The organism is Microcoleus anatoxicus (genome assembly GCF_042465725.1).
Lineage (GTDB): Bacteria > Cyanobacteriota > Cyanobacteriia > Cyanobacteriales > Microcoleaceae > Microcoleus > Microcoleus anatoxicus.
This window is the reverse complement of the sequence record NZ_CP120853.1, coordinates 4880897-4902339: the sequence shown is the minus strand read 5'-3', so window position 1 is coordinate 4902339 and position 21443 is coordinate 4880897. Positions and strand designations below refer to the sequence as shown.

General features: G+C 46.0%; 22 protein-coding genes. 14 read left to right on the top strand and 8 right to left on the bottom strand.

Going from position 1 to position 21443, the window contains the following annotated elements; translation table 11 throughout:
* The first annotated feature begins 36 nt into the window (after positions 1-36).
* The 3 genes from P2A85_RS21255 (at position 37) to P2A85_RS21245 (ending at position 2102) form a co-directional block, all read left to right on the top strand.
* A complete protein-coding gene (locus P2A85_RS21255) occupies positions 37-1071 on the top strand; it encodes a hypothetical protein (RefSeq protein ID WP_377475363.1) in 1035 nt (344 codons plus the stop codon).
* 29 nt (positions 1072-1100) lie between these two features.
* The gene (locus P2A85_RS21250) at positions 1101-1691 is read left to right on the top strand and encodes a DUF3122 domain-containing protein (RefSeq protein WP_377475362.1); all 591 of its coding nucleotides are present in this window, start codon (positions 1101-1103) and stop codon (positions 1689-1691) included.
* Positions 1692-1886: 195 nt separating this feature from the next.
* Complete coding sequence (locus tag P2A85_RS21245) at positions 1887-2102, top strand: hypothetical protein (protein WP_377475361.1); 216 nt, start codon at positions 1887-1889, stop codon at positions 2100-2102.
* A gap of 333 nt (positions 2103-2435) precedes the next feature.
* Here P2A85_RS21245 and P2A85_RS21240 read toward each other — a convergent pair whose 3' ends face one another.
* Positions 2436-2615 (bottom strand): hypothetical protein, encoded by a 180-nt coding sequence (locus tag P2A85_RS21240; RefSeq protein WP_377475359.1) that lies wholly within the window; start codon positions 2613-2615, stop codon positions 2436-2438.
* A 396-nt stretch (positions 2616-3011) separates the two neighbouring features.
* On the opposite strand from P2A85_RS21240, the gene rplU reads away from it, so the two are divergent.
* The 4 genes from rplU to P2A85_RS21220 all read left to right on the top strand — a co-directional run bounded on the left by rplU (position 3012) and on the right by P2A85_RS21220 (position 5496).
* The gene (gene rplU / locus P2A85_RS21235) at positions 3012-3404 is read left to right on the top strand and encodes a 50S ribosomal protein L21 (RefSeq protein ID WP_377475358.1); all 393 of its coding nucleotides are present in this window, start codon (positions 3012-3014) and stop codon (positions 3402-3404) included.
* Positions 3405-3431: 27 nt separating this feature from the next.
* Positions 3432-3722: a 50S ribosomal protein L27 gene (gene rpmA, locus P2A85_RS21230; RefSeq protein WP_340518789.1), complete on the top strand. Its 291-nt coding sequence runs from the start codon at positions 3432-3434 to the stop codon at positions 3720-3722.
* A gap of 242 nt (positions 3723-3964) precedes the next feature.
* A complete protein-coding gene (locus P2A85_RS21225) occupies positions 3965-4981 on the top strand; it encodes an ATP/GTP-binding protein (RefSeq protein ID WP_377475357.1) in 1017 nt (338 codons plus the stop codon).
* Positions 4978-5496 carry a hypothetical protein gene (locus P2A85_RS21220; protein ID WP_377475356.1) on the top strand — a complete coding sequence of 173 codons (519 nt, stop codon included), beginning with the start codon at positions 4978-4980 and terminating at the stop codon, positions 5494-5496. Before P2A85_RS21225 ends, P2A85_RS21220 begins: the two co-directional genes overlap by 4 nt.
* 7 nt (positions 5497-5503) lie before the next feature.
* On the opposite strand, the gene thiS is transcribed toward P2A85_RS21220, so the two are convergent.
* Together thiS and P2A85_RS21210 are read right to left on the bottom strand one after the other, a co-directional pair.
* Positions 5504-5716: a sulfur carrier protein ThiS gene (gene thiS, locus P2A85_RS21215; protein ID WP_377475354.1), complete on the bottom strand. Its 213-nt coding sequence runs from the start codon at positions 5714-5716 to the stop codon at positions 5504-5506.
* 118 nt (positions 5717-5834) lie between these two features.
* A complete protein-coding gene (locus P2A85_RS21210; protein WP_377475352.1) occupies positions 5835-6917 on the bottom strand; it encodes a thiamine phosphate synthase in 1083 nt (360 codons plus the stop codon).
* Between the two features lie 292 nt (positions 6918-7209).
* Between P2A85_RS21210 and P2A85_RS21205 the strand changes: the two genes are divergently transcribed.
* A complete protein-coding gene (locus P2A85_RS21205; protein WP_377475350.1) occupies positions 7210-8949 on the top strand; it encodes a DUF1565 domain-containing protein in 1740 nt (579 codons plus the stop codon).
* A gap of 8 nt (positions 8950-8957) precedes the next feature.
* Positions 8958-9623, top strand: a complete 666-nt coding sequence (locus tag P2A85_RS21200; protein ID WP_377481617.1) for a class I SAM-dependent methyltransferase — start codon at positions 8958-8960, stop codon at positions 9621-9623.
* 256 nt (positions 9624-9879) lie between these two features.
* Here the strand turns inward: P2A85_RS21200 and P2A85_RS21195 are convergent, their stop codons facing one another.
* The gene (locus P2A85_RS21195) at positions 9880-10374 is read right to left on the bottom strand and encodes a DUF427 domain-containing protein (protein ID WP_377475349.1); all 495 of its coding nucleotides are present in this window, start codon (positions 10372-10374) and stop codon (positions 9880-9882) included.
* Positions 10375-10794: 420 nt separating this feature from the next.
* On the opposite strand from P2A85_RS21195, the gene P2A85_RS21190 reads away from it, so the two are divergent.
* The 3 genes from P2A85_RS21190 (at position 10795) to P2A85_RS21180 (ending at position 15447) form a co-directional block, all read left to right on the top strand.
* On the top strand, positions 10795-12753 hold the full coding sequence (locus tag P2A85_RS21190) for a cation:proton antiporter (protein ID WP_377475348.1): 1959 nt from the start codon (positions 10795-10797) through the stop codon (positions 12751-12753).
* Positions 12754-13119: 366 nt separating this feature from the next.
* Positions 13120-13599: an NUDIX domain-containing protein gene (locus P2A85_RS21185; RefSeq protein WP_340525912.1), complete on the top strand. Its 480-nt coding sequence runs from the start codon at positions 13120-13122 to the stop codon at positions 13597-13599.
* Positions 13600-13740: 141 nt separating this feature from the next.
* Positions 13741-15447, top strand: a complete 1707-nt coding sequence (locus P2A85_RS21180; RefSeq protein WP_377475347.1) for a hypothetical protein — start codon at positions 13741-13743, stop codon at positions 15445-15447.
* 96 nt (positions 15448-15543) lie between these two features.
* Here the strand turns inward: P2A85_RS21180 and P2A85_RS21175 are convergent, their stop codons facing one another.
* From P2A85_RS21175 to P2A85_RS21165, 3 genes are all read right to left on the bottom strand, one after another.
* Entirely contained in the window at positions 15544-16281 is a 738-nt protein-coding gene (locus P2A85_RS21175) for a class I SAM-dependent methyltransferase (protein WP_377475346.1), read from the bottom strand.
* 95 nt (positions 16282-16376) lie between these two features.
* Complete coding sequence (locus tag P2A85_RS21170; RefSeq protein ID WP_377475345.1) at positions 16377-16712, bottom strand: hypothetical protein; 336 nt, start codon at positions 16710-16712, stop codon at positions 16377-16379.
* A 4-nt stretch (positions 16713-16716) separates the two neighbouring features.
* Positions 16717-16860, bottom strand: a complete 144-nt coding sequence (locus P2A85_RS21165; protein WP_377481614.1) for a zinc ribbon domain-containing protein — start codon at positions 16858-16860, stop codon at positions 16717-16719.
* Positions 16861-17292: 432 nt separating this feature from the next.
* On the opposite strand from P2A85_RS21165, the gene P2A85_RS21160 reads away from it, so the two are divergent.
* On the top strand, positions 17293-19836 hold the full coding sequence (locus tag P2A85_RS21160) for a sugar phosphate nucleotidyltransferase (protein WP_377475344.1): 2544 nt from the start codon (positions 17293-17295) through the stop codon (positions 19834-19836).
* A gap of 186 nt (positions 19837-20022) precedes the next feature.
* Entirely contained in the window at positions 20023-20580 is a 558-nt protein-coding gene (locus P2A85_RS21155; RefSeq protein WP_377475343.1) for a single-stranded DNA-binding protein, read from the top strand.
* Between the two features lie 278 nt (positions 20581-20858).
* On the opposite strand, the gene P2A85_RS21150 is transcribed toward P2A85_RS21155, so the two are convergent.
* On the bottom strand, positions 20859-21203 hold the full coding sequence (locus P2A85_RS21150; RefSeq protein WP_371119648.1) for a hypothetical protein: 345 nt from the start codon (positions 21201-21203) through the stop codon (positions 20859-20861).
* Positions 21204-21443 lie beyond the last annotated feature (240 nt).

Below are 21443 nucleotides of genomic sequence, written 5' to 3'. Positions count from 1 at the left end.
ACACCTGCTATCAGAAAAGTTAAGAGGACAGCTTAAATGGCATCAATTCAACTGAGAAATCAGCTAACTGCAACTGACAAGGTTATCCCAACTCCTAATCTGTTAGATGGTTCTGCAACAACTCGCGCTAAAGATTACATCTTAGAGGTAGAGTTAGTTAATCAGCCAATATCAATTGATCTTTTTAAAGATCCGGGTACTGGCTATGACCCTTACGTGCAAGTCTTTCAGATACCCAAAGGCAGCAAGGGTACGAATGTCGCTGATACGGGTATTCTTATTGCTCAGGATAATAATAACGGCGGTGTCTCCGGAGGAAACTCAAAAATAACTCCTGATACCATTGTTCCAATACAACCACCACCAACGGGTCTAGGGGGTACTACCAGAGTTCCAATAACACCCACGTTCCCCACTGGTCTTACTTCCCTTACAAGTCTGCCTGGTGTGGACTATGTAGTCCGCGTGACTAGCTTTGATACGTTACCATCAAATTCTCAGCCTTTCACATTACAGGTTTCAACTCCCAGTGGCAATGTCGCCTTGAAAGACATCGTAACAGGTGCGACTTTAGATGCAGGAGGCAACATCGGCGGTAGCGGAGACCCTCTAACAGGCAATCTTCCCGTCCGACGTTTCTTTGACAAGGTGGCAGGAGGGCATTTTTATACCACAGACCCGACAGAGAAAAATGACCGACTAAACAACCCTACTCGTTACCAGAGTGAAGGCGATGAATTTATCGCTCCAGCCGCCGGTGACGCCAAGGTTCAACGCTTCTTCAATACAGCATCAGGAACCTTTTTCTATACGAATAAACCTACTGAAATACAGTTTATTCGCGACAACCTACCCCAGTTCCGTGCTGACGGAGAGGCTTTCAATTCATATAACAAGGCTGTTTCGGGTGCGATACCCATCTATCGTTTTACCAACCTGGCGAGGGAACGGGAAAATTCGCAAAATATTACACACTTTTTCACCGCAAACCCAGACGAGCGGCGGCTGGTACAGGGCAGGTCAGATTTCCGGGATGAGGGGGTTGCTTTTTATGCTCTTCCCCGCGCCTAAGCAGGCAGTTGGATTGATCTAGGTTTAAAATGAGTAGTAGGGTGCGTCGCACGCACCCTACTTTTTTATCTATTAAATTTATGGGTAACAAGCGATATTTTGGTCATCCTATGAACAATCTCAGTACAAAACCTTCCCTCTTCAAGGCTTTAATTGTAATTAGCTTGTGTTTGTATCTAATCCTAGCTGTCAACCCGCCCGCTTTGGCTTCGATTCACAAATATCCAGAAACCGGGGACAGAGTAATGTTCAGATCCGTACAAAGCTTGCGGGATAATCAGGACAAAGCATGGCAAGTTGTTTTGTATAAGCGAGTGCGATCGGGCATAGTTGACTCTCTTAACCTGAGATTGGTGGGATTTCCTGGCACCCAATTGGATCACCCAGTGGCGCTGAAGGTGGTGGCGGGGAATCTGGAACTGGCGCTGGCTAACGATATTTGGAGAAAATCGGATTTGCCGGTTAACGTGGGAGAGTACGATTTTAAATTAATGGTGGCCCAATTGAAGAGCGATCGACCTTTAGGCTTAAATTTGCCAGTCCAAGGTAAAAAAGACCTACAAATCTTGGTTCCAACTTTTGCAGTAAGGGAATGGAGGCGGTTGTTAGATCGAAACTAAATTGTGCCTACGGATTGCAGTTGAATGTGATAAAGGCTACATTGCTTGGGAGCAAAAGTCGGTATATTTGATATGCCTCAAGGTAGATATTGGCTATTTTTAACCATAATTGTGAAACAAACTCAAAGTGAGATTAGTCTGGTTAAAAAAATCGACTGTTTTAGAGTGTGCATATTATTGGAAGGAACATTTACTATGACATTAATCACTACCATTGTCCGAAAAGCTTTAGCGACAGGTTGTCTCACGGTTGATGCGGAAGAACAGTTGCGGCAACAGTTGCAGATGACAAAGTACGGTTTGGAAGATTTTGAGGCTTTTATTACTTTGCAAACAGAGGTAATGGAAGGTAGAGTAAAACACCAAGCTTGGGAATTATTGCGATCGAATAATTGTTCTGTTGCTGCTTGAAATTAAGTGCGATTCCCTACCCTTCGGGAACCCCTACGGGGAACGGGATAGCTCCGCTTCACGGGCTTTGGGATAGAATTAAGTGCGATCGATACAAATCATCAATAGGACTTACCCATGGGTGGTCAGAAACCGGGTTCAGTAGTTAAGAGTTGCCATATGCGATTTGCCATTTTTACCCGCCACCTTTGATCGGAGAGAATTTTAGAAAACCTACATTCGGCTTTCCCAACATTCCCTAAATAAATAACATAGGTTGTAGGTTGGGTTCTACTCGTTCTACTCGTTCTACTCGTTCTACTCGTTCTACTCGTTCTACTCGTTCTACTCGTTCTACTCGTTCCCAGGCTCTGCCTGGGAACGCAGATCCAGAGGCTCTGCCTCCAATTTTCTGTTAGCAAGCAGCAAGCGAGGCGGAGCCTCTAGACATTGATTCCCAGGCAGAGCCTGGGAACCAGTTAGATTTTCTGTTAGCAAGCAGCAAGCAGCAAGCGAGGCGGAGCCTCTAGACATTGATTCCCAGGCAGAGCCTGGGAACCAGTTAGATTTTCTGTTAGCAAGCAGCAAGCAGCAAGCGAGGCGGAGCCTCTAGACGTTGATTCCCAGGCAGAGCCTGGGAACCAGTTAGCAAATACTTAGTCCGCGCACCATCCGGACTTCGTTTTTGTAGACGCGGTTTCAACCGCCGACTCACTTGACAAAAATACCCAAATCGTCTATAATCGTAGACTGTCTGTCTAAATCCGGCTCGGATCAGGTTAAGACATTCCAAAAGCTGAAGGAAAACTGTCATCCGTCAAAAGTGCTCAGTCAAAAGTTCACAACAACGAACCCTTCGACTACGCTCAGGGCACCGCAACGGACAACTGACAACTCAGCTACCTGTACGGCAATCTCAACCACCATCCCATGACTTACGCAATTATTGAAACCGGCGGCAAACAATTTCGGGTAGAACCAGGCCGCTTCTACGACATCGAACTGCTTCACGTCGAAGCTGAATCCAAAGTCACGATCGACAAAGTATTTCTGATCCAGCACGAAAACGATGTTCACATCGGTCAACCTCTAGTGGAAAATGCCACAGTAGAAGGAACTGTTCTGCGGCATTTCCGGGGCCGAAAAGTCCTCGTCTACAAGATGAAGCCGAAGAAGAAAACTCGGAAGAAAAAAGGGCACCGTCAAGAAACAACTCGCTTTATGATTGACTCTATCAGCGTCAATGGTGTTGTTTTGGCCGCGAGAGATTTAACTCAAGCAGTTGTTGAAGCTCCCCAAACCGGCGAAATTGAATCAGAATAAACAATAGTAAATAAAGTTGAGGACATTATGGCCCATAAGAAAGGTACAGGCAGTACACGTAACGGACGCGACTCTAATTCTCAGCGTCTTGGTGTCAAAAAGTACGGCGGTCAAGTTGTCAAAGCTGGCAACATTTTGATTCGTCAACGCGGCACGAAAGTTCACCCTGGTAATAATGTTGGTATCGGCAGAGATGATACTCTGTTTGCCATGATTGATGGTGTGGTGACTTTTGAAAGAAAGGGCAAAACTCGCAAGAAAGTTAGCATTTATCCTGTGGTTGTAGCAGCGCCTGTGGCTGAAGCTGTAGCAGTTTAATTGTGATATTTTGCGACGTTTTTTAAGTCTTTTTTGTGGGTCTATAATTCTAGATCCCCCCTAACCCCCCTTAATAAGGGGGGGACAAGAAAATTCATTTACTCGTTCCTAGGCTCTGCCTGGGAACGCATTTCTTTCTTGCTCTGCCTCTTGATTTTCTATCTCAATATACCCATATCCCCGACTTCTTTAAGAAGTCGGGGATGTCATGTTTTTCAGCCAAGTTTTGTGAGAAATAACCAATGATAAATAGCCTTGAACTCAAGAACTTTGGGCCCATCCATCAGTTCAAGTGCGAGCAATTAGGTAATATTAATTTGATTATCGGTGGCAATGGAACCGGTAAAACCATTCTGCTCAAAGCTCTTTATAGTGCTATGCGAACCTTAGAAGAGTATAAACGGGGCAACGAACCACGCAGTGCTTCCGAAATTCTCGCAGATAAACTTTATTGGACTTTTGAGATAGAGAAAATAGGCGACCTCGTGAGCAAAGGAGCAGATGAACCACTATCTTTCAAGCTGAGATTTGATGGTCAAGATTTTTCTTATAGATTTGGTAAAGACACCACCAAAAGTATCCAAATTCTAGAAAATCATGTTCCGCCCCGAAGTAGTAACTCGATTTTTTTACCTACAAAAGAAGTTCTCTCCCTCCATCATATCATTCTACAATCCCGCGAACTGAGCAAGACCTTCGGCTTCGATGATACCTATCTCGATTTAGCACGAGCACTGCGCCAACCTCCCACAGGTGGCAGAAATTACCAGCAGTTTGCTATGTCCAGAAAGAACCTCAGTGAGATTCTAGAGGGAAAGGTTGAATATGATGAAAAGTTGGGGCGTTGGCAATTCAAGAAGGGAAATCAAAGGTTTCCTATTGGTGTAACAGCAGAAGGTATTAAGAAGATTTCCATTCTTGACACTTTACTAGGGAACCGTTATCTTGACCAAAATTCGGTAATCTTCATCGATGAGCCAGAATCAGCACTACATCCAGCCGCAATTTCCAAGTTTCTCGATATTATCGCTATGTTAGCTGAGTTTGGAATCCAGTTTTTCATGGCAAGTCACTCCTATTTTGTCATCAAAAAACTGTTTCTGATAGCACAGAAGAAAGAGAGACTCTCAATTCCCATAATTTCTGTGAAAGATGATAGTTGGGATATCGCAAATCTCCGGGAAGGGTTGCCAGATAACCCAATTATCGATGAATCAATCCAGCTTTATAAAGAAGAGGTGGAGCTGGCATTGCAATGACGACTGAGCCAATTATTGATGAGTCTGGGATGAAATTTGGACCTTACCCAGAAGGACATTGTTTCTACATTGAGAAGAGCGAAACTTACCGAAAAATTCAGGACGGTGTGAAGATAGCGGAGTTCTTATTACTCCATTCCCAAGATGATTGTATAGTATGGATTGTGGAGGCAAAGCAGAGTTCCCCACGTCGTGAAAGCCAGCCGAATTTCGATGCTTTTATCCTCGAAATTCAAGAGAAGTTGACCAATGCGCTAACGTTGACTGTGGCGACTTGTCTAAAGCGTCATTCTACTTATGAAGAATTGCCTAATTTCTTTCAAACCATCGATCTGAAAAAAGCTAATTTTAAATTAATACTGGTAATCAAAGGACATCAAGAGGCGTGGCTACCACCGTTACAGGATGCGCTGAAAAAAGCACTCAAACCTACAATTAAGACTTGGAATTTATCTGCGACTTCTGTTGTGGTGCTAAATGAGGCAATGGCTAAATCACAAGGATTGATTAGCTAGTTTGTGGCTAGCCTCCTCCGACAATGGTCACAATTTCTAAGATGTCGCCGTTTTGCATTTCTGTGGTTTCCCAAAATTGTTTGTGCAGAATTTCGCCGTTGTATTCGACTGCTACTAATCGTGGATTTAAACCTAGTTGTTTTAATAATTCTGGTAATGGTGTTTCGATCGCACAATTACGACTTTCTCCGTTGACTTGTAGCGCAATTTGATTGGTCATTTGTTTATTAGTTTAATGATTTGAACGAACCGCGAAGACGCGAAGAACACGAAGGAAGAACTGCATTTCTTTCTTTCTCTTGCTTTGCGTTCTTCGTGCCTTCGTGGTTCATTTAATCTTACGACATATTAGTTATAAGTTTGTGAGTTTTGAACTTCTGCATCCGAATTAGCTGGGAGATGAAAAACTGTGTGACTAAGGTGGGTTGCTCTGCTTCCATAATCGATCGCACAACTGCTACTCTGGAAGCTCCGGCATTTAATACTTCGTCCAAGTTGTTGATGTCTATTCCGCCGATCGCAAACCAAGGAATCGGCGACTTAGCAGCAGCATACCGCACATAGTCCAAACCCGCAGCCTGTTTATCGGGTTTTGTGGGAGTGGAGTAGACAGGACCAACTCCAATATAGTCGGCTCCTTCTTCAATGGCTCGCTGCATTTCCTGGGCGTTTGTGGTCGATCGCCCGATCGTCCGTCCAGGCCCTAGTAACTTGCGCGCTTCAGCTACAGGTAGATCTTGCTGTCCTAAGTGTACACCGTCGGCATCCGCTGCGATCGCCAAATCCACGCGATCGTTGACAATCAACAAAGCATCATAGCGGTGACAAAGTTCGCAAAGCTTCCGCACATTATCCAATTTCACCGCATCGTCTGAGGTTTTGTCGCGGTACTGTACCAAAGTCAGTCCACCTTGCAAAGCTGCTTCCACTACGCCTAACAAATTGTCTCTCCCCGAAGTTACCAGATATAACTGCGATCGCAATAACTGCTGGTAGCGCCCATAAGCCAACAAATCACTTTCTAGAGTATAAACCCGATAGCGCATCTGCTTAAAAGCCTTGCCCATATTCGGATCGTAAACTTTGCCATACTCTTCAAGTACCCGTAGCGCTTCTTCCACGCGGCAGAAATTCGCCTCCAATAGCTGCTGAAGTCCTGATCGCTGTTCTTCCTGCGGATGAGTCAGTTCCGTACCCGGATCTGCGGGTGTATCCCTAGCGCTGCGTAATTCTGCGGTGTGCCAAAAAGCCAATTCCTGACGCAGTTGCTTACACTCGCCAGCTAAATCGGCGCTATTGAGACCAAATCTACACCATTCTTCAATGATTCTCAATCCTTCGCGGGCGCGATCTAAATTTGCATCTAAAATCCGGCACAGAGCGGGCTGTGCCGGTAAAGTTCTGTTTCGTTTTTGCGTCATATAGAACCACCTCGATCGTTAATCCAGCAGTCAAGCTGCTACATTTTCCCACTAATTTTTAAGTTTTATTGAATTTGAAGAAAACGAAGCATAATAGATCAAACTTGATGATGGTGGAATCGTTAAACTGCTGACCACACTTCGGAGGAGATCCGTGATGTTAGCAGAGCAACCAAAAAGATTAAGGGATAAAAACCCAAACAGGCAGGGTAGTTCACAGTTCGATCGGCAAAACCCAACACGAAACACGGGATGCGAAACTCGGCTCAAAGATAATAAATTACGTTTTTTTATGCTCATTTACTCAAAACAGAGCGGGTATACAGGAAAGCGATCGCCAAGCAAAGCCTTAAGTTCTTGCCTGTTGTTGCTCTTTGCTAGTGTCTCATTGTTCAAAACTCAACAGTCTGCGATCGCAGCCGAAACTCCCATAGTACAAATAATTGCTCAGGCGCAGCAGAGTGAAATCAACATCTTGTACGTCAGCTCATCCGGTGGAAGCGATACAGCAGGTAATGGGAGCGATCGAGATCCATTCAAAACCCTTACCTATGCCTTAAGCGTCGCCCCGCCCAACACAGCAATTTTGCTAGCGCCCGGTACCTACAGCGCCCAAACCGGCGAACAATTTCCGCTGATACTCCAGCCTAACGTGATTGTTCAAGGAAACCCCAACACTCGCGGTCAAAATATTGTCATCAAAGGCGGAGGAGACTTTCTCAGCCCCACTTCGGCTGGTCAAAATATCACCATCTTAGGCGCATCGGGAGCCAGACTCAGCGGGGTGACAGTGACGAATCCCAACTATCGGGGTTATGCTTTGTGGATCGAATCGAGCTCTCCCACGGTGGTTAACAATACTTTTTCTGGGAGCACTCACGACGGAATTTCAGTGGTGGGTAATTCTCGCCCGATGATTAGCGGGAATCTGTTCTCGAAAAATGGTGCTAATGGGATGACCATTTATGGCACTTCCCAGCCGGAAGTTCGAGATAATGTCTTTGAAAACACTGGATTTGGGGTGAATGTAGCGGAAAAAGCTTCTCCTTTGTTAATCGGGAATCAGATTACTCGTAACAAGGATGGTGTGGTGGTACAAGCTGAGGCGACACCGGTGCTCCGCCATAATTATATCGAGAGGAATCAGCGAGATGGGATTGTGGCGATCGCCCGTGCTCTCCCCGATTTAGGAACCATGACGGAACCAGGGGGAAATGTCATTCGCAACAACGGCCAGCATGATGTAAATAATGCTGCCAAAGGTCAAATCATTCAAGCTTACGGCAATCAATTGTTGAGCAACCGCACGACGGGACAAGTTCAGGTGGCGGGAACTTTCACCTCTCTTCTATCCATTGGTGGCCATGATTTGGGGTTCGTTGCTCAACCTCCCAGAAGCGGTGGGCCAGATAGCTCTTTACCTGTTTACACCACAGCTCCCTTAACTCCGAGAGTTCAAAGATCGCCCCAGAGGCCTCTGTCGTCGCTGTCAGCGAGTCCAGCCCCAAATCGATCGCCATCCGGTCAAACTCGGTTGTCGCCTCTGTTGGCTCCCCCAAGTGCCTCTCCTTCGGCGATCGCCATTCCAGTCCCAACTCCCGATTCTCGCTCCGTTGCAGAAATTGCTCTGCCGTCGCCAATTTTACCACCTAACTTGGATAGTGCGATTCCGGTTCCTGCTGATGGTAAATTACCAGTTCCGAGTCGCAACATTCCTCTGGGAAGGGGTGGCTATGTACCCGCTGCTTTAGGGGGTAATTCTTTGCCTAATTCTTTGCCTAATTCTGGGGAAAATGCGCCATCATTCGATCGAGCGTTAGCTTTGGGTTTTCGGTATCGGGTGGTAGTTGATGCTCAGAGTCAGAGCGATAGAGCCAGGATGCAATCTCTGGTTCCCGATGCTTTTCGTACTTTTTCTAACGGGCGCGCCGTCATGCAAGCAGGTGCTTTTCGGGAACAGGAAAAAGCTGAGGAGTTATTACAAATGCTCACTGCTAATGGTTTGAATGCCAGGATTGAAGAGATAAAATAATGAATTTGATGCAGCGAGTTTTGGAACCGGAGGTTATGGATTCCTGGGAAGAGGCCATCGAATACGATTCGATGGACTTTACTGAGGTTAATTCTGCTTTTGCGATGGGTGCGGCCGCCTTGGGCCCGGTTTTTGGAAACGTTTTGGATGCGGGGACTGGTACGGCGAGAATTCCCATTGCTCTTTGTGCAATACGTCCCCAGTGGCATTTGACTGGCATCGATTTGTCGGCAAATATGCTGAAAGTCGCGGGTGAAAATGTGGAAAAGGCTGGAGTGCGATCGCAAATTACCCTTGAATTAATTGATGCCAAGGCCATGCCCTATCCTGACAATTATTTTGACATGGTGATTTCCAATAGCATTATCCATCATTTGCCAGATCCGCTGCCATTTTTTCAGGAAGTCAAGCGGGTGTTGAAACCAAAAGGAGCAATATTTTTGCGGGATTTATTGCGGCCGGAAACACCAGCAATCAGGGATAATTTAGTAGAGATGTATGCGGGAGATTGCAACGCGCATCAAAAGCAGTTATTCAGAGATTCCCTACAGGCGGCTTTTACTCTGGATGAAATTCAGACTATCATAAAAACTGCGGGTTTGGATGGGTTGAGGATTTATGAATCGTCAGACAGACACTGGACGGCTGAACGTGCTTGGTGCGAGTCTGAATAGACTGGGATTTGCTGCAATTTTTGAAAGCTAAGATGGTACAAGGGCGATCGCAAGGGAGCATCCCGATTTTACATAGGCGAAGCATGACCGCAGACAATTTATTAGTGATAACCAGAGATTTACAGCGGTGATGCTTCGCCCCTAGGAATATATTTGCACTCATTGAGATGCACCCGATCGCAATTGCGGTGCAGTCTAGAAACAAACCTCCACCCTAGCGGTACTCCGCTTGGTAGTGGGTAATTGACTCAACTTGTTACCACCCCCAAGTTCCTGGCCCTCCTTTAAACGGGCCGACAATATCTTTAGTAATCCAGCCACCATAAAAAACGCCTTCTTGAGGTTGCACTAATTCTCCATCCACATAACAAGCATCCATCAAACCTGGATAAAAAGCCACATAATCCTTAATAGCCTCAAAGATATTGGTGGGATTTGGATAAAACCAAGCAGCATTCACGGCTTCCTTTTCTCCCACCTTCACTGTGTAATAGCCTGCTTGTCCTTTCCACTCGCACCAAGAACCCCGCGAAGTTTTTTGCAAATATTGCATTTCTATATCTTCGGGAGAGATATAGTAAAAAGGAGGGTGACTTGTCTCTAATACCCTTTGAGCGCGGTGGGTGTCCGCCAGTGTCACACCATTAAAAATTATCTTTACGTGTTTGGTAGATTCCTCCAGACGAGGCGGCCTTGGGTAATCCCAAACTGATTCTTGACCGGGACCTGGTTTAATTCGATCGCTGTTCACTGCCAAAATCTCCCTGATAAAACCAAAATTTTTCCACTTAATATCATACTTAAACATTACAAAATAAAAATTAGAGTAGAGAAAAATTATCTTCACCACTCTGGTAGCTTAACTACAAACCACCAAGCTTTTTTAAGAAAAATTTCCGAGGATGCAGAATTCTCAAAGCATTCGTCTGTTAGGAAAAATAAATATTTTACCTTGTGTGTTGAGTCTTGGGCCAAGGCTAGGGGGAACTACCATCTTTGACACCTTGAGAATTATCTGATAAGGTTATAGCGCCTATCAACCATCTTTAACTAAAACCGAAAATTCATGCTCCTGTAGAGTTTGTATGAGTGCCAACCTATAGCACCTGTACTCAAGTCACCCGCGATCGCACTTTTAAAACTGAGCGGGCAGCCTCCAACAATTATATCTATGGAAATCCCCTTTAACATCACCCTGTTGATGGTCATGACCGTCACCTGTGGCATTAGCGCTCAAGTTCTGGCAGCTTACTTAAAAGTTCCAGCGATCGTCTTTTTGCTGTTGTTCGGTATTTTAGCAGGGCCAGACTGTCTGGGACTGCTACACCCAAATCTCCTCGGCAGTGGTTTGGAAGTTATGGTATCCCTTTCTGTAGCATTAATTTTGTTTGAAGGCGGCTTGAATTTGGAATTGCGAGATTTGGGTCGAATTTCCGGCAGTATCCGCAATTTAGTTACAGTAGGCACTTTAATTACCCTCATCGGTGGCGGAATGGCCGCCCACTGGCTGGGAGAATTTCCTTGGCCGATCGCCTTTTTATATGCTTCTCTAGTAGTTGTCACCGGTCCGACGGTCATCGGCCCTTTGCTCAAACAGGTTTCTGTTGATAAACAAGTCGCCGCTTTGCTCGAAGCCGAAGGAGTTTTAATCGATCCTGTCGGGGCAATTCTGGCAGTATTGGTACTGAATATTATTTTAAACGGCAATGCAGACTTGCTGGTTTTGTTCCGAGATTTAGTGGTGCGACTGGGAGTAGGTGCTGTCGTCGGAGTGGCGGGAGGTTGGCTGCTAGGATTCATTCTCAAGCGATCGAATTTTCTCTCAGAAGACCTCAAAAACCTAGTAGTATTAGCGGGCTTATGGGGATTCTTCGGATTAGCAGAGGAACTGCGGAGCGAATCGGGATTAATGGCAACGGTACTCTCCGGTATAGTCCTCAGAGCAGCTTCTGTTCCCGAAGAAAGGCTGCTGAGGAGGTTTAAAGGTCAACTCACAGTCCTTGCTATTTCAGTGCTGTTCGTGTTGCTGGCGGCAGATTTATCCCTCGCTAGTGTAGTTGCGCTTGGTTGGGGCAGTGTGTTCACAGTTTTAGCATTAATGTGGGTAGTGCGACCGATTAACATTTGGTTGTGCACCCTCAACAGTGGGCTCAATTGGCGACAAAAATTATTTGCTTGTTGGGTAGCGCCTAGGGGAATTGTCTCAGCTTCGATCGCATCTTTATTTGCCATTTTGCTAACCCAGCGGGGAATCAACGGTGGCGACTCCATTAAAGCCTTGGTATTTCTGACAATTATGATGACAGTTTTCCTACAAGGACTAACCGCCGGAGCTATGGCTCAAATATTAGGAGTCACCTCGAAATCCGCCACCGGTGCTGCCATTGTTGGGTCAAATTCTTTGAGTAGATTGATTGCTCGGTTATTTCAAGAACGCGGCGAATCTGTAGCAATTATAGACACCAACCCGGAAGCTTGTCAACAAGCAGAACGGGAAGGTTTGCGCGTTTTTTTGAGCAGTGCCCTGGATCACAGTGTTTTGGAAGCCGCCGGACTGGAATCGATGGGAACTTTTTTGGCAATGACCAACAACGGTGAGGTAAACTTAGTGTTAGCTCAAAGAGCAGCAGAAGAGTTTGCACCACCAAGGGTTTTGGCAATTTTCCCCAAAGATCCGCAAGCTAACAGTGCTGTAAATAATCCCAAAATAAATCAAGCCTTTGTGTCCGATTTGTCCTTGAAGGATTGGAACGAATATTTGAACGACAAAGAGGTAAAATTGGGAGAAACGGAGTTAAAAACTACTGGATTGGAGTTTCAGTTAGCTCACTTGCAGGCTCTAATTCGGGCCGGTGAGTTAGTGCCGCTGTTATTGGAAAGACAGGGATATTTGCAGGTAGTGTCGGCGGCGCAGATTTGGCAAGCAGGCGATCGAATTATTTATTTGTTACACGATCCCACACCGAAATTGTTAAAAAGATTGTCTGGTTCATCTCAGTCTCGCTTAACTTTGGAAAAGCATCCGGTAGTTGAAGAAGTGCCGATTCCTTCTCCTGTTTTAGAGCCGATTGTGGAGGAAGCTATCATCGAGAAACCAACGGAAATTTTACAACCGCCAGTTTCGAGATAAGTAGAAGGAAGAAGATCGATGTGAAGAATGCTCATACAGCAAGCTTTTTAGCCACCTGTATCTTACGTTTAATTAAGTGGACTTACTTAGTCCTCTAAATATTTCCCGAAAGCGGGGAAGTCTCCGGCAAACCCTAGCACTTGCCTGGTAAGGGGGGCCAATGCTAAACTTCCCCCAGGCTCCGTGGCACTGTGGCACTGTCTCAATTTTAGATTTGAGATGGAAATTCTGACTAAAGTGCTAAAATTAACCTCTTGAGTTCAAAAACCCTTGCGGAAGAACCATTTAGGCTGCTAATTTGTTTGCTAACAGTGCCTCATTTATGTGTGGCTGGTTAAACCTTTTGCTTGGGGAACATCTACTGCTATGGCTCGCGAGCCTATTTCTACCTGGTATTTTACCCTAGTTGTCGTTCACTTAGAAAACCGTTTTCTATTGGTACAAGAGCGCAAGTACGATCAGCAGTGGTATCTCCCGGCAGGACGAGTGGAACAAGGAGAGACATTGTTCGAGGCCGCTATGCGTAACACGGTCGAGGAAGCGGGCGTTTCTGTGATTATTGAGGGCATTCTCAGGGTAGAACATACAGTGATGCCTAGAGGGAATGTCCGTTTGAGGGTGATTTTTGTGGCTCGTCCCGAAGACAAAACGCCTCCCAAGAGCAAGCCGGACGAGCATACTTTGTGCGCTGGCTGGTATTCTCTGAAGGAATTAGACCAGTTGTCCCTGCGGGGTGAGGAAGTTCGGGAAATTTTTCAATATATGGCCAGTGGTGCTCCCATTTATCCCATCGATTTGCTCAGTATTGAGGGAGCACCTTTTAAGACTCATCGATATCGGTGGTAAGTAGAGGGAAGAAGGGCCTTCTTCCTTCTACTTAGTGCTATAATTACGGTTTTGAATTCCTAAATTTTTATTTTTTACCTGCTCCCATAAAAAAATAGCGTTAAACCATAACCCATAACCCATAACCAATTCCCAGTTGTCATGAATGACTCTTTCTCCCTAGTCAATACCCTCTCAGAACCGCTGCGCCAGCCATTTTGGTGGGCAGCCCTAGCTTCTATAGGTCTTCATGGAGTGCTCGGAGTTAACGCGCCTCGGATCTCAAATCTAATTTATGGTGGCAATTCATCAAAAAACTTACCCGGTTCGGTTGGGTTCGTAGAGCTAACTCCAGCAGAGGTAGGACGACTGCCCCAAAGCATACCCCCACTCGCATCCAAGGCGAAGACACCATTTTCCCTCGTCGCACCAGTTCCCCTACCACGCAACATCACCCCGCCTCTGCCGCCAGCCCCGAACCCCATTAACTTACCAGCCCTCCCACCGGGAATGCCACCTCCGGGATTCTTTGCCCCTGCGCCTCCATCTCCTCTCCCTTCCTTAACTCCTCCCATACCTCCGAAAGCTCCATCTCCCACTATCCAAAATCCCGCTCCTCAAACACCCGTAGCCATCATACCGCCACAGCCGCCCACCAATCTCATCCCCCCCCCATCCCCCGGTAATTTCTCTCCGATTACTCCGCCTCCACCACCATCGGACACCCAGACCCCCCAGCCTCCCGGAAGCCAGGTGGATGAAGGGGAGTCTCTGGAAAAATTGCGAAATGCTCAGGGTAGACTGCCACTGTTTCCAGATGGAGCTGTAGTATATACCCCGCAATTCCCAATTACAGGTACAAATTCGGAGTCTGGTAACTCACCACAATCTACTCAACAAGATCCAAATCAAGAAAATCAAATCACAGAAAGTCCAGAAGAAAGAGCTAGGAGGCAACAATTTGAGCAGCAACAAAAACAGTTAGAACAACAGGGAAATCCCGGACAAAACTCATCCAAGGATTCCGACAGAAATCTGGCTGCTGCAACTACATATATTGCCTTGTTTGAAAGATTCAAAAAGGCTTATCCTGACTTGGAAATGACTGGACCGACGCCTGTGAATGTCCCTTATCCTAAAACAGCTTGCTCGCAAAAACTGGAAGGGAAAGCAGTATTTGGTGCAGTTGTCAATCCCCAAGGGCTGCTGAGGGCAGAACCTCAAACCATTGCCCTGACGGGTTCCAATATTCTCGACGATGCTGCTAAATTTGCGATTATTAACCCTCAATTCATACTTCCACCAGCCAGCACGCACAAGCTTTATCAATTGGCTGTGGCATTTAAATATGATGAAAAGGTTTGCAGTGGTATTCCTGTAACTCCCTCGGCAACCCCAGCAACGGGACCATTGCCCTCCCCAGCTCCCGCAGCGGTGCCCCCAAGTCCAGGGGGAGTGAAGCCGCAGTTTGAGAAGCCTCCACGGGACTCCAGCAAACCCAAACCAGCAGTCAAGCCATTGCCTTCTCCTCAACCCCAGTCAACGGCTAAACCATCGCCTTCACCTCAACCAAAACCAGAAGCGAAGCCATCGGTATCTCCGTCTGCTTCTCCTCAACTGAAACCAGGGGCTAGAGACTTAGTGTTACCTGAACCTGAGCCAGTGCCTACAGAGTCACCGATTCCTGAACCGCAGCCAGTGCCTACAGAGTCGCCGATTCCTGAACCTGTTGTTTCTCCGACTACGGAAGCGTCGCCGACAGCATCTCCATCTCCTGCTGCTTCTCCTGCTGCTTCTCCTGGGGCGGAAGCGTCGCCGACTACGGAAGCGTCGCCGACAGCATCTCCATCTCCTGCTGCTTCTCCTTAGTTGGGGGGCGGGGATGGTTAGTTTCTCATGCTGAAAATCGGTGAGGGAAATAGCTGATTTTGACTATTACCGATCGCATTTGCCTCCTGGACTGGCTCAATTGTATTGCACTTTATACATTTGAAATAAATCGCCACTTTGCTTTTTTACTATCTTTGCACCGGCGGCTTTAATCAGTTTTTCCCAATCTTCAATTGCTTCTAAAAATACTTCACCTGCTCGATAGGTTTCTAAAATTGCCCAATCTTCTGCTAAGGGAGCATTAGGGTTGAGGACATCAAACACGAAGTGAGCTCCCGGTTTTAATACTCGCTTGACTTCTCCCATGACAATAGCCCAATAGTCTTTGGGAAAATAGCAACTAAAGCCGGTGGCGATGCACAAATCGAATTGATCCTCTTCGTAATTTAGGCGATGAGCGGGGGCAAGTTCTACGCCTTTAAATAGTTTAGAATTGAGTTGAGGGCCGCGGGCGTTTAAGGCATCTCGTGCGGCGCTGCTGATTTCTTGGCCGTAAAAAAAGGCTTCCCAATCGCGCCAAGGGTAGATCAGAAAGCTGACTCCGCAGCCTATATCTAAACAGCGTTGATTTTTTTGGGGTTTGGCAATTTGCCAAAAGGGAGAAACTGTTTTGGCTTGGAGGGTGCCGGCGATGGATTCCCGAAAAATAGGCATGGCTTCGACTTCTTCGGGGAAAGGGAAGGGTTCTCCTCGGTATTCGCGATCGAACCGGGAAGCAACTGGGGAGAGTAAAAGTGGCCAGCCCTCTGATTTGTCCTTAGTAAACCAAGTTTGATCTGGACTGGTGGCAAGGCGATCGGACTTTTTAGACATTCTTGAATTACACTCTTGGATAGAGATTTGTCGCGATACAAAGGCCGCGATTGACCATGAATTAGAATCTCCCTACCTTCTGGTTGGGCCGTCTCTCACCTTTTGGAGGCTTTGAGGGCTTTTGTAAAGTTTTGGCGATAGGGCTTATTAAAAATTAAGGCTGGCCATAGCAGGGCTAGCTTCAGGCGATTTGAAAAACTTCTGTCGAAGTTAGTGCGATCGAAACCATTCCAAAATTTCCAAATACCTGCACCGTAAGCGATCAGTAATGCCAAGCTAATTAAGTTACTCATCAACAAAATGGGTTTGAAACCCCGTCCTGTGAGGACGGCTTTACCACAATTTAACACATCTGCTATACAAATACTACACAAGTCTAGACATTTGCTTCTTGCTTCATCGGGAGCATGGGAGCGGCCATCCCTGGGCAAGCTTTCACGGTTTAGCCAACCGCGATACGCTAGTTGCTCCTATTGGGGAAACCCCAAGACCGCACTGGCTTAAATTAATTGCTGCGTTCAAATCCCTGTCCATCGCATGACCGCAACTTCCACAGTTGTAAGTGCTTGGCGCTTCTATCTTGTAGATATCAAAAGAATTACATCATTCATCAATTATAAAAATAATAATTAAGTAGTTTAATTAGTATATAAGGATACTAATATCCAAGATTGTGTTGATTGCAAATAACAAACAAGTCAGAGCTTTTTGTAAAGTTTCTGATACAGTACGGCTGGCTTCTAACTGGGTAAATACTGTAATGAGGGAGGTTTGAAAAGCTCGTAAAAAGGTTAAATGTTATATAATCCTACCAAAGGGGTTAAAAAGCTGGGGAAGGTACACGCTAAAGTTTCAAATATCCGTACAGAAATCAGGTTGATGTCAATCTGATGTAGCAGACTCACGGATAATTAATTAAGACGTGATAGCTGAGGGCTGACCCAACAATTTTAAGTTTGAGATTTTTGAGTTAAAAATGACCAGGAGTGCTTTTTAAGCAAGGAGGATTTTATGCGTGCAGTGCTGATGGCTGGGGGGTCGGGAACGAGGCTGAGACCTCTGACGTGCGATTTGCCAAAACCGATGGTGCCTATTCTTAATCGCCCGATCGCACAACACATTATCAATTTGCTAAAAAGACATCAGATTACGGAAATTATTGCGACGCTGCACTATCTTCCTGATGTGATGCGCGAATACTTTGGTGATGGCAGTGAATTTGGCGTACAAATGACTTATGCTGTGGAAGAAGACCAGCCACTGGGTACCGCAGGCTGTGTCAAAAATATTGCCGAATTGCTCGATCGCACTTTTATCGTGATTAGTGGCGATAGTATCACAGATTTAGACTTGACGGCTGCTGTGCAATTTCACCGCAGCCAGAAATCCAAAGCTACCTTAATTTTAACTCGCGTTCCTAACCCGATGGAATTCGGAGTGGTGATTACTGACGAAAATCACCGGATCAATCGCTTTCTGGAAAAGCCTTCGAGTAGCGAAATTTTCTCCGATACTGTGAATACCGGCACTTACATTTTAGAGCCGGATGTCTTGGATTACCTGCCGGTGGATGTGGAATCTGATTTCTCGAAAGACTTGTTTCCGCTGTTGCTGGAAAAAGGTGAGCCGATGTACGGTTACATCGCTGAAGGTTACTGGTGCGATGTCGGCCAGTTAGATGTCTACCGGGAAGCTCAGTATGATGCGCTGTGGGGAAAGGTGAAATTGGATTTGAGCTACTACGACCAAGTGCGATCGGGATTGTGGGTAGGTCAGAATACTTTTATTGACGATAGTGCGATCGTGGAAGTACCCACTATGATCGGCAGCAATTGTCGCATCGGAGCCAGAGTCAAAATTCAAGCGGGTTCAGTGATTGGAGATAACGTAACTGTGGGGGCCGATGCCAACCTCAAGCGTCCCATCTTGTGGAACGGAGCAATTATCGGCGAAGATGCTCATCTCAGGGCTTGTGTGATTTGCAGGAGCAGTCGCGTAGACAGGCGGGCTCACGTATTGGAAGGGGCTGTGGTCGGTTCTATGTCCATAGTCGGAGAAGAAGCCCAAGTGGGGCCGAGCGTCCGCGTCTGGCCTAGTAAAAATATTGAATCGGGGGCTTTGTTAAATAGCAATTTAATTTGGGGAGAACAAGCTAAGCGGAATTTATTTGGTCAACGGGGGGTTCAAGGACTAGCCAATGTAGATATTACCCCGGAATTTGCGGTGAAATTGGGCGCTGCTTATGGTTCTACTTTGAAACCAGGTTCTTCGGTATCGGTGTCTCGCGATCAGCGGAGCATTTCCCGGATGGTTTCGAGGTCTTTGATTGCTGGTTTAATGTCGGTGGGAATTAGTGTGGTAAATTTGGAATCCACGGCAATTCCGATCGCGCGCACGGTTTCATGTACTCTGTCAGTGGCTGGTGGGATTCATGTTCGGATTTCGCCCGATCGATCGGACCACATTTTAATTGAATTTTTCGATACCAAAGGCATCAATATTACCAAAGCGGCGGAGAAGAAAATCGAGGGTGCTTACTTTAAGGAAGATTTACGGCGGGCTCTGATTCCGGAAATTGGGGAGATGTCGTACTTTAACCAATCTCTGGAGGTTTACTCCCGCACCTTTGAGCGACAAATGAATGTAGAAGCCATTCGTTACAGTAATTCTAAGGTAGTTATCGATTACGTCTATGCAGTTTCGGGGGCAATTTTGCCACAAATGCTCGCCAAATTTGGTTGCGATGCGGTGGTACTTAATGCCAGTCTTAAACAAACCTCTCTGAGCAATGGGGAACGGGAATATTTGCTTGACCAACTCGGCCGGGTGGTGAAAGCTCTCAGTGCTAATTTTGGGGTGCAGGTTTCGGCCAATGGCGAACAGTTAATTTTGGTAGATGAGTCTGGGATAGCGATTCGTGGGGAAATGTTGACGGCGTTGATGGTAAATTTGATGCTGACTTCTCATCCAAAAGGTACAGTGGTAGTACCGGTCAATGCTTCTTCTGCGGTAGAGGCGATCGCCCGTCGCTATCAAAGTAAAGTAATCCGCACTAAAGCGAATCCCACTGCTTTGATGGAAGCTGCTAACAGGAATCCCAATGTGGTTTTGGGCGGCAGTGGGAATATGGGTTTTATTTTCCCACAATTGCATCCTGGATTTGACGGAATGTTCTGTATTGCTAAAGTGATAGAAATGATGACGATTCAGGAGCGATCGCTAGGACAGATTAAGGCGGAACTTCCTCGCGTCACACATCGCAGTTATAGTGTCCGCTGTCCTTGGACTATCAAGGGTTCCCTGATGCGATATTTAGTAGAAACTCATTCGCCAGATAGTTTAGAATTAGTAGATGGAGTAAAAGTTTTTAACTCCAGCGATGACAATTGGGTATTAGTTTTGCCCGATGCTAGCGAACCTACAGTCCATATTTTTGCTAACAGTGAAGACCGAGATTGGGTATCTGAAACTTTGAAGGAATACCGCAGTCTAGTTCAGGATTTTGTTAGCCAAACTGAGGCTGCTGTGCGCCAAGATAAATTTGGTAATGGGTAATGGGGAATTGGTAATTGGTAATGGGGAATTGGTAATGCAAAAGTGAAAAGATAAAATGCGTTATTTTAAATTTTACCTGTTTACTTGAAAGTCAATGCCCAATGCCCAATTCCCAATCTCCAATTCCCAATTCCCAATCTCCAATTCCCAATTCCCAATTCCCAATTCCCAATTCCCAATTAAGTTATGAATAGCTGCATTTTGTTGGTGGAAATAATTCAAGAACCACAACTCCGTTTTACTGCTGAAAATCAACTTCAGATCGCTGAAATGCTGGTGCAGTTTCCCGGTCCAAAACCTGAAGATCCGCCCGAACGTTTGAAGGTGATAGGATGGGGAAATTTTGCCGTGGAAATCCATGAAAAATATCATGAAGGCGATCGCGTGATTATTGAAGGCCGACTCAACATGAATACAATGGAAAGAGATGGTATCAAAGAAAAGCGAGCCGAACTGACAGCTCAAAAAATTTACAGTCTCGGTGCGAATGCGATGAACTCGGATCTCGCCCCTAGAACCGCCCCGGAACCAGCTCAAATTCGTGACAGCGCGCCTCAGACCGTGCCTAGCAATGTGGTACCTTTAGGCTCGCGAAACCGCAGTTCTAGCAACGCTCCTGGACCTGCTAATCGCACTTCTAGCTCTGATTGGAACTCCCATCAGTCTCCAAATTCTGAGTCTGATCGCTCGTCGGGTTCCTCTAACGAAGCTGACAATCCCGATTACGATCCAATTCCGTTTTAAGAAATAAAGTGCGTCACTGGATCTATCGGCCGATAGATCCAGTGACGCATTTTAATTTAAGGGCGATCGGACTTCAGGTGAGAGGGAGCATCCCATTTTTGCAAATATATCCGTAGGGGAGAAGCATTACGGCAGTAAGTCTCTGCTTATAACCAATAAACTATCTGCCGTAATGCGAGAGCCCCTCCAACATTGGGATGCACCCAGGTTAGACTGCGGTAGCGAAACGGATATCCCTTAATCCAGACCTATAGAGTCTACTGGTAGATATACAATTTTTACAGCTTGATAGTCAGAACTTTTTTCTTGCTTTTTTCGTCGCGCAGCACGACTGTATTGTAGGGTGATGTATCTGTCCCCAGCGGAATTGGCAGCTTAAAGGTGTGGCTTTTATGCTTAAGTTCGCCTAAATCAATGCTTTTCGATATATTGCCATCTGTTGCGAGATAAGCGGTCAGTTCGCCTTGATAATCTTCAATCAAAAAGTCTCTGAAGAAAACGACTTCCCCACCCTCGACATCGATAGCAAGGATGACCGTACCGCTAAACGTGGCGCCTTTTTGTTCTTCATCAACCGTCGCCATTTTAATTTCCGAGGGGTCTTGACCGGACATATCTGCCATAAATTTTTTCTCCTGAGAGGAGTGCGATTAACTAACAAGAATCCTACCTAACACTAAGGGCGATCGCAAAACTCTTAGGACGTATTTCTACATCTGTCTTGCTTCTGTCTCAGGTTAGAGAAGCCCCCGATCCGGTATTAGATCGCTAATTCTCTCAGTTATATCGTTTCTGGTTGCATCGGAATGATTTAACCGCAGAGAACACAGAGGACACAGAGGGATAAAATAGAGGTCTTAATA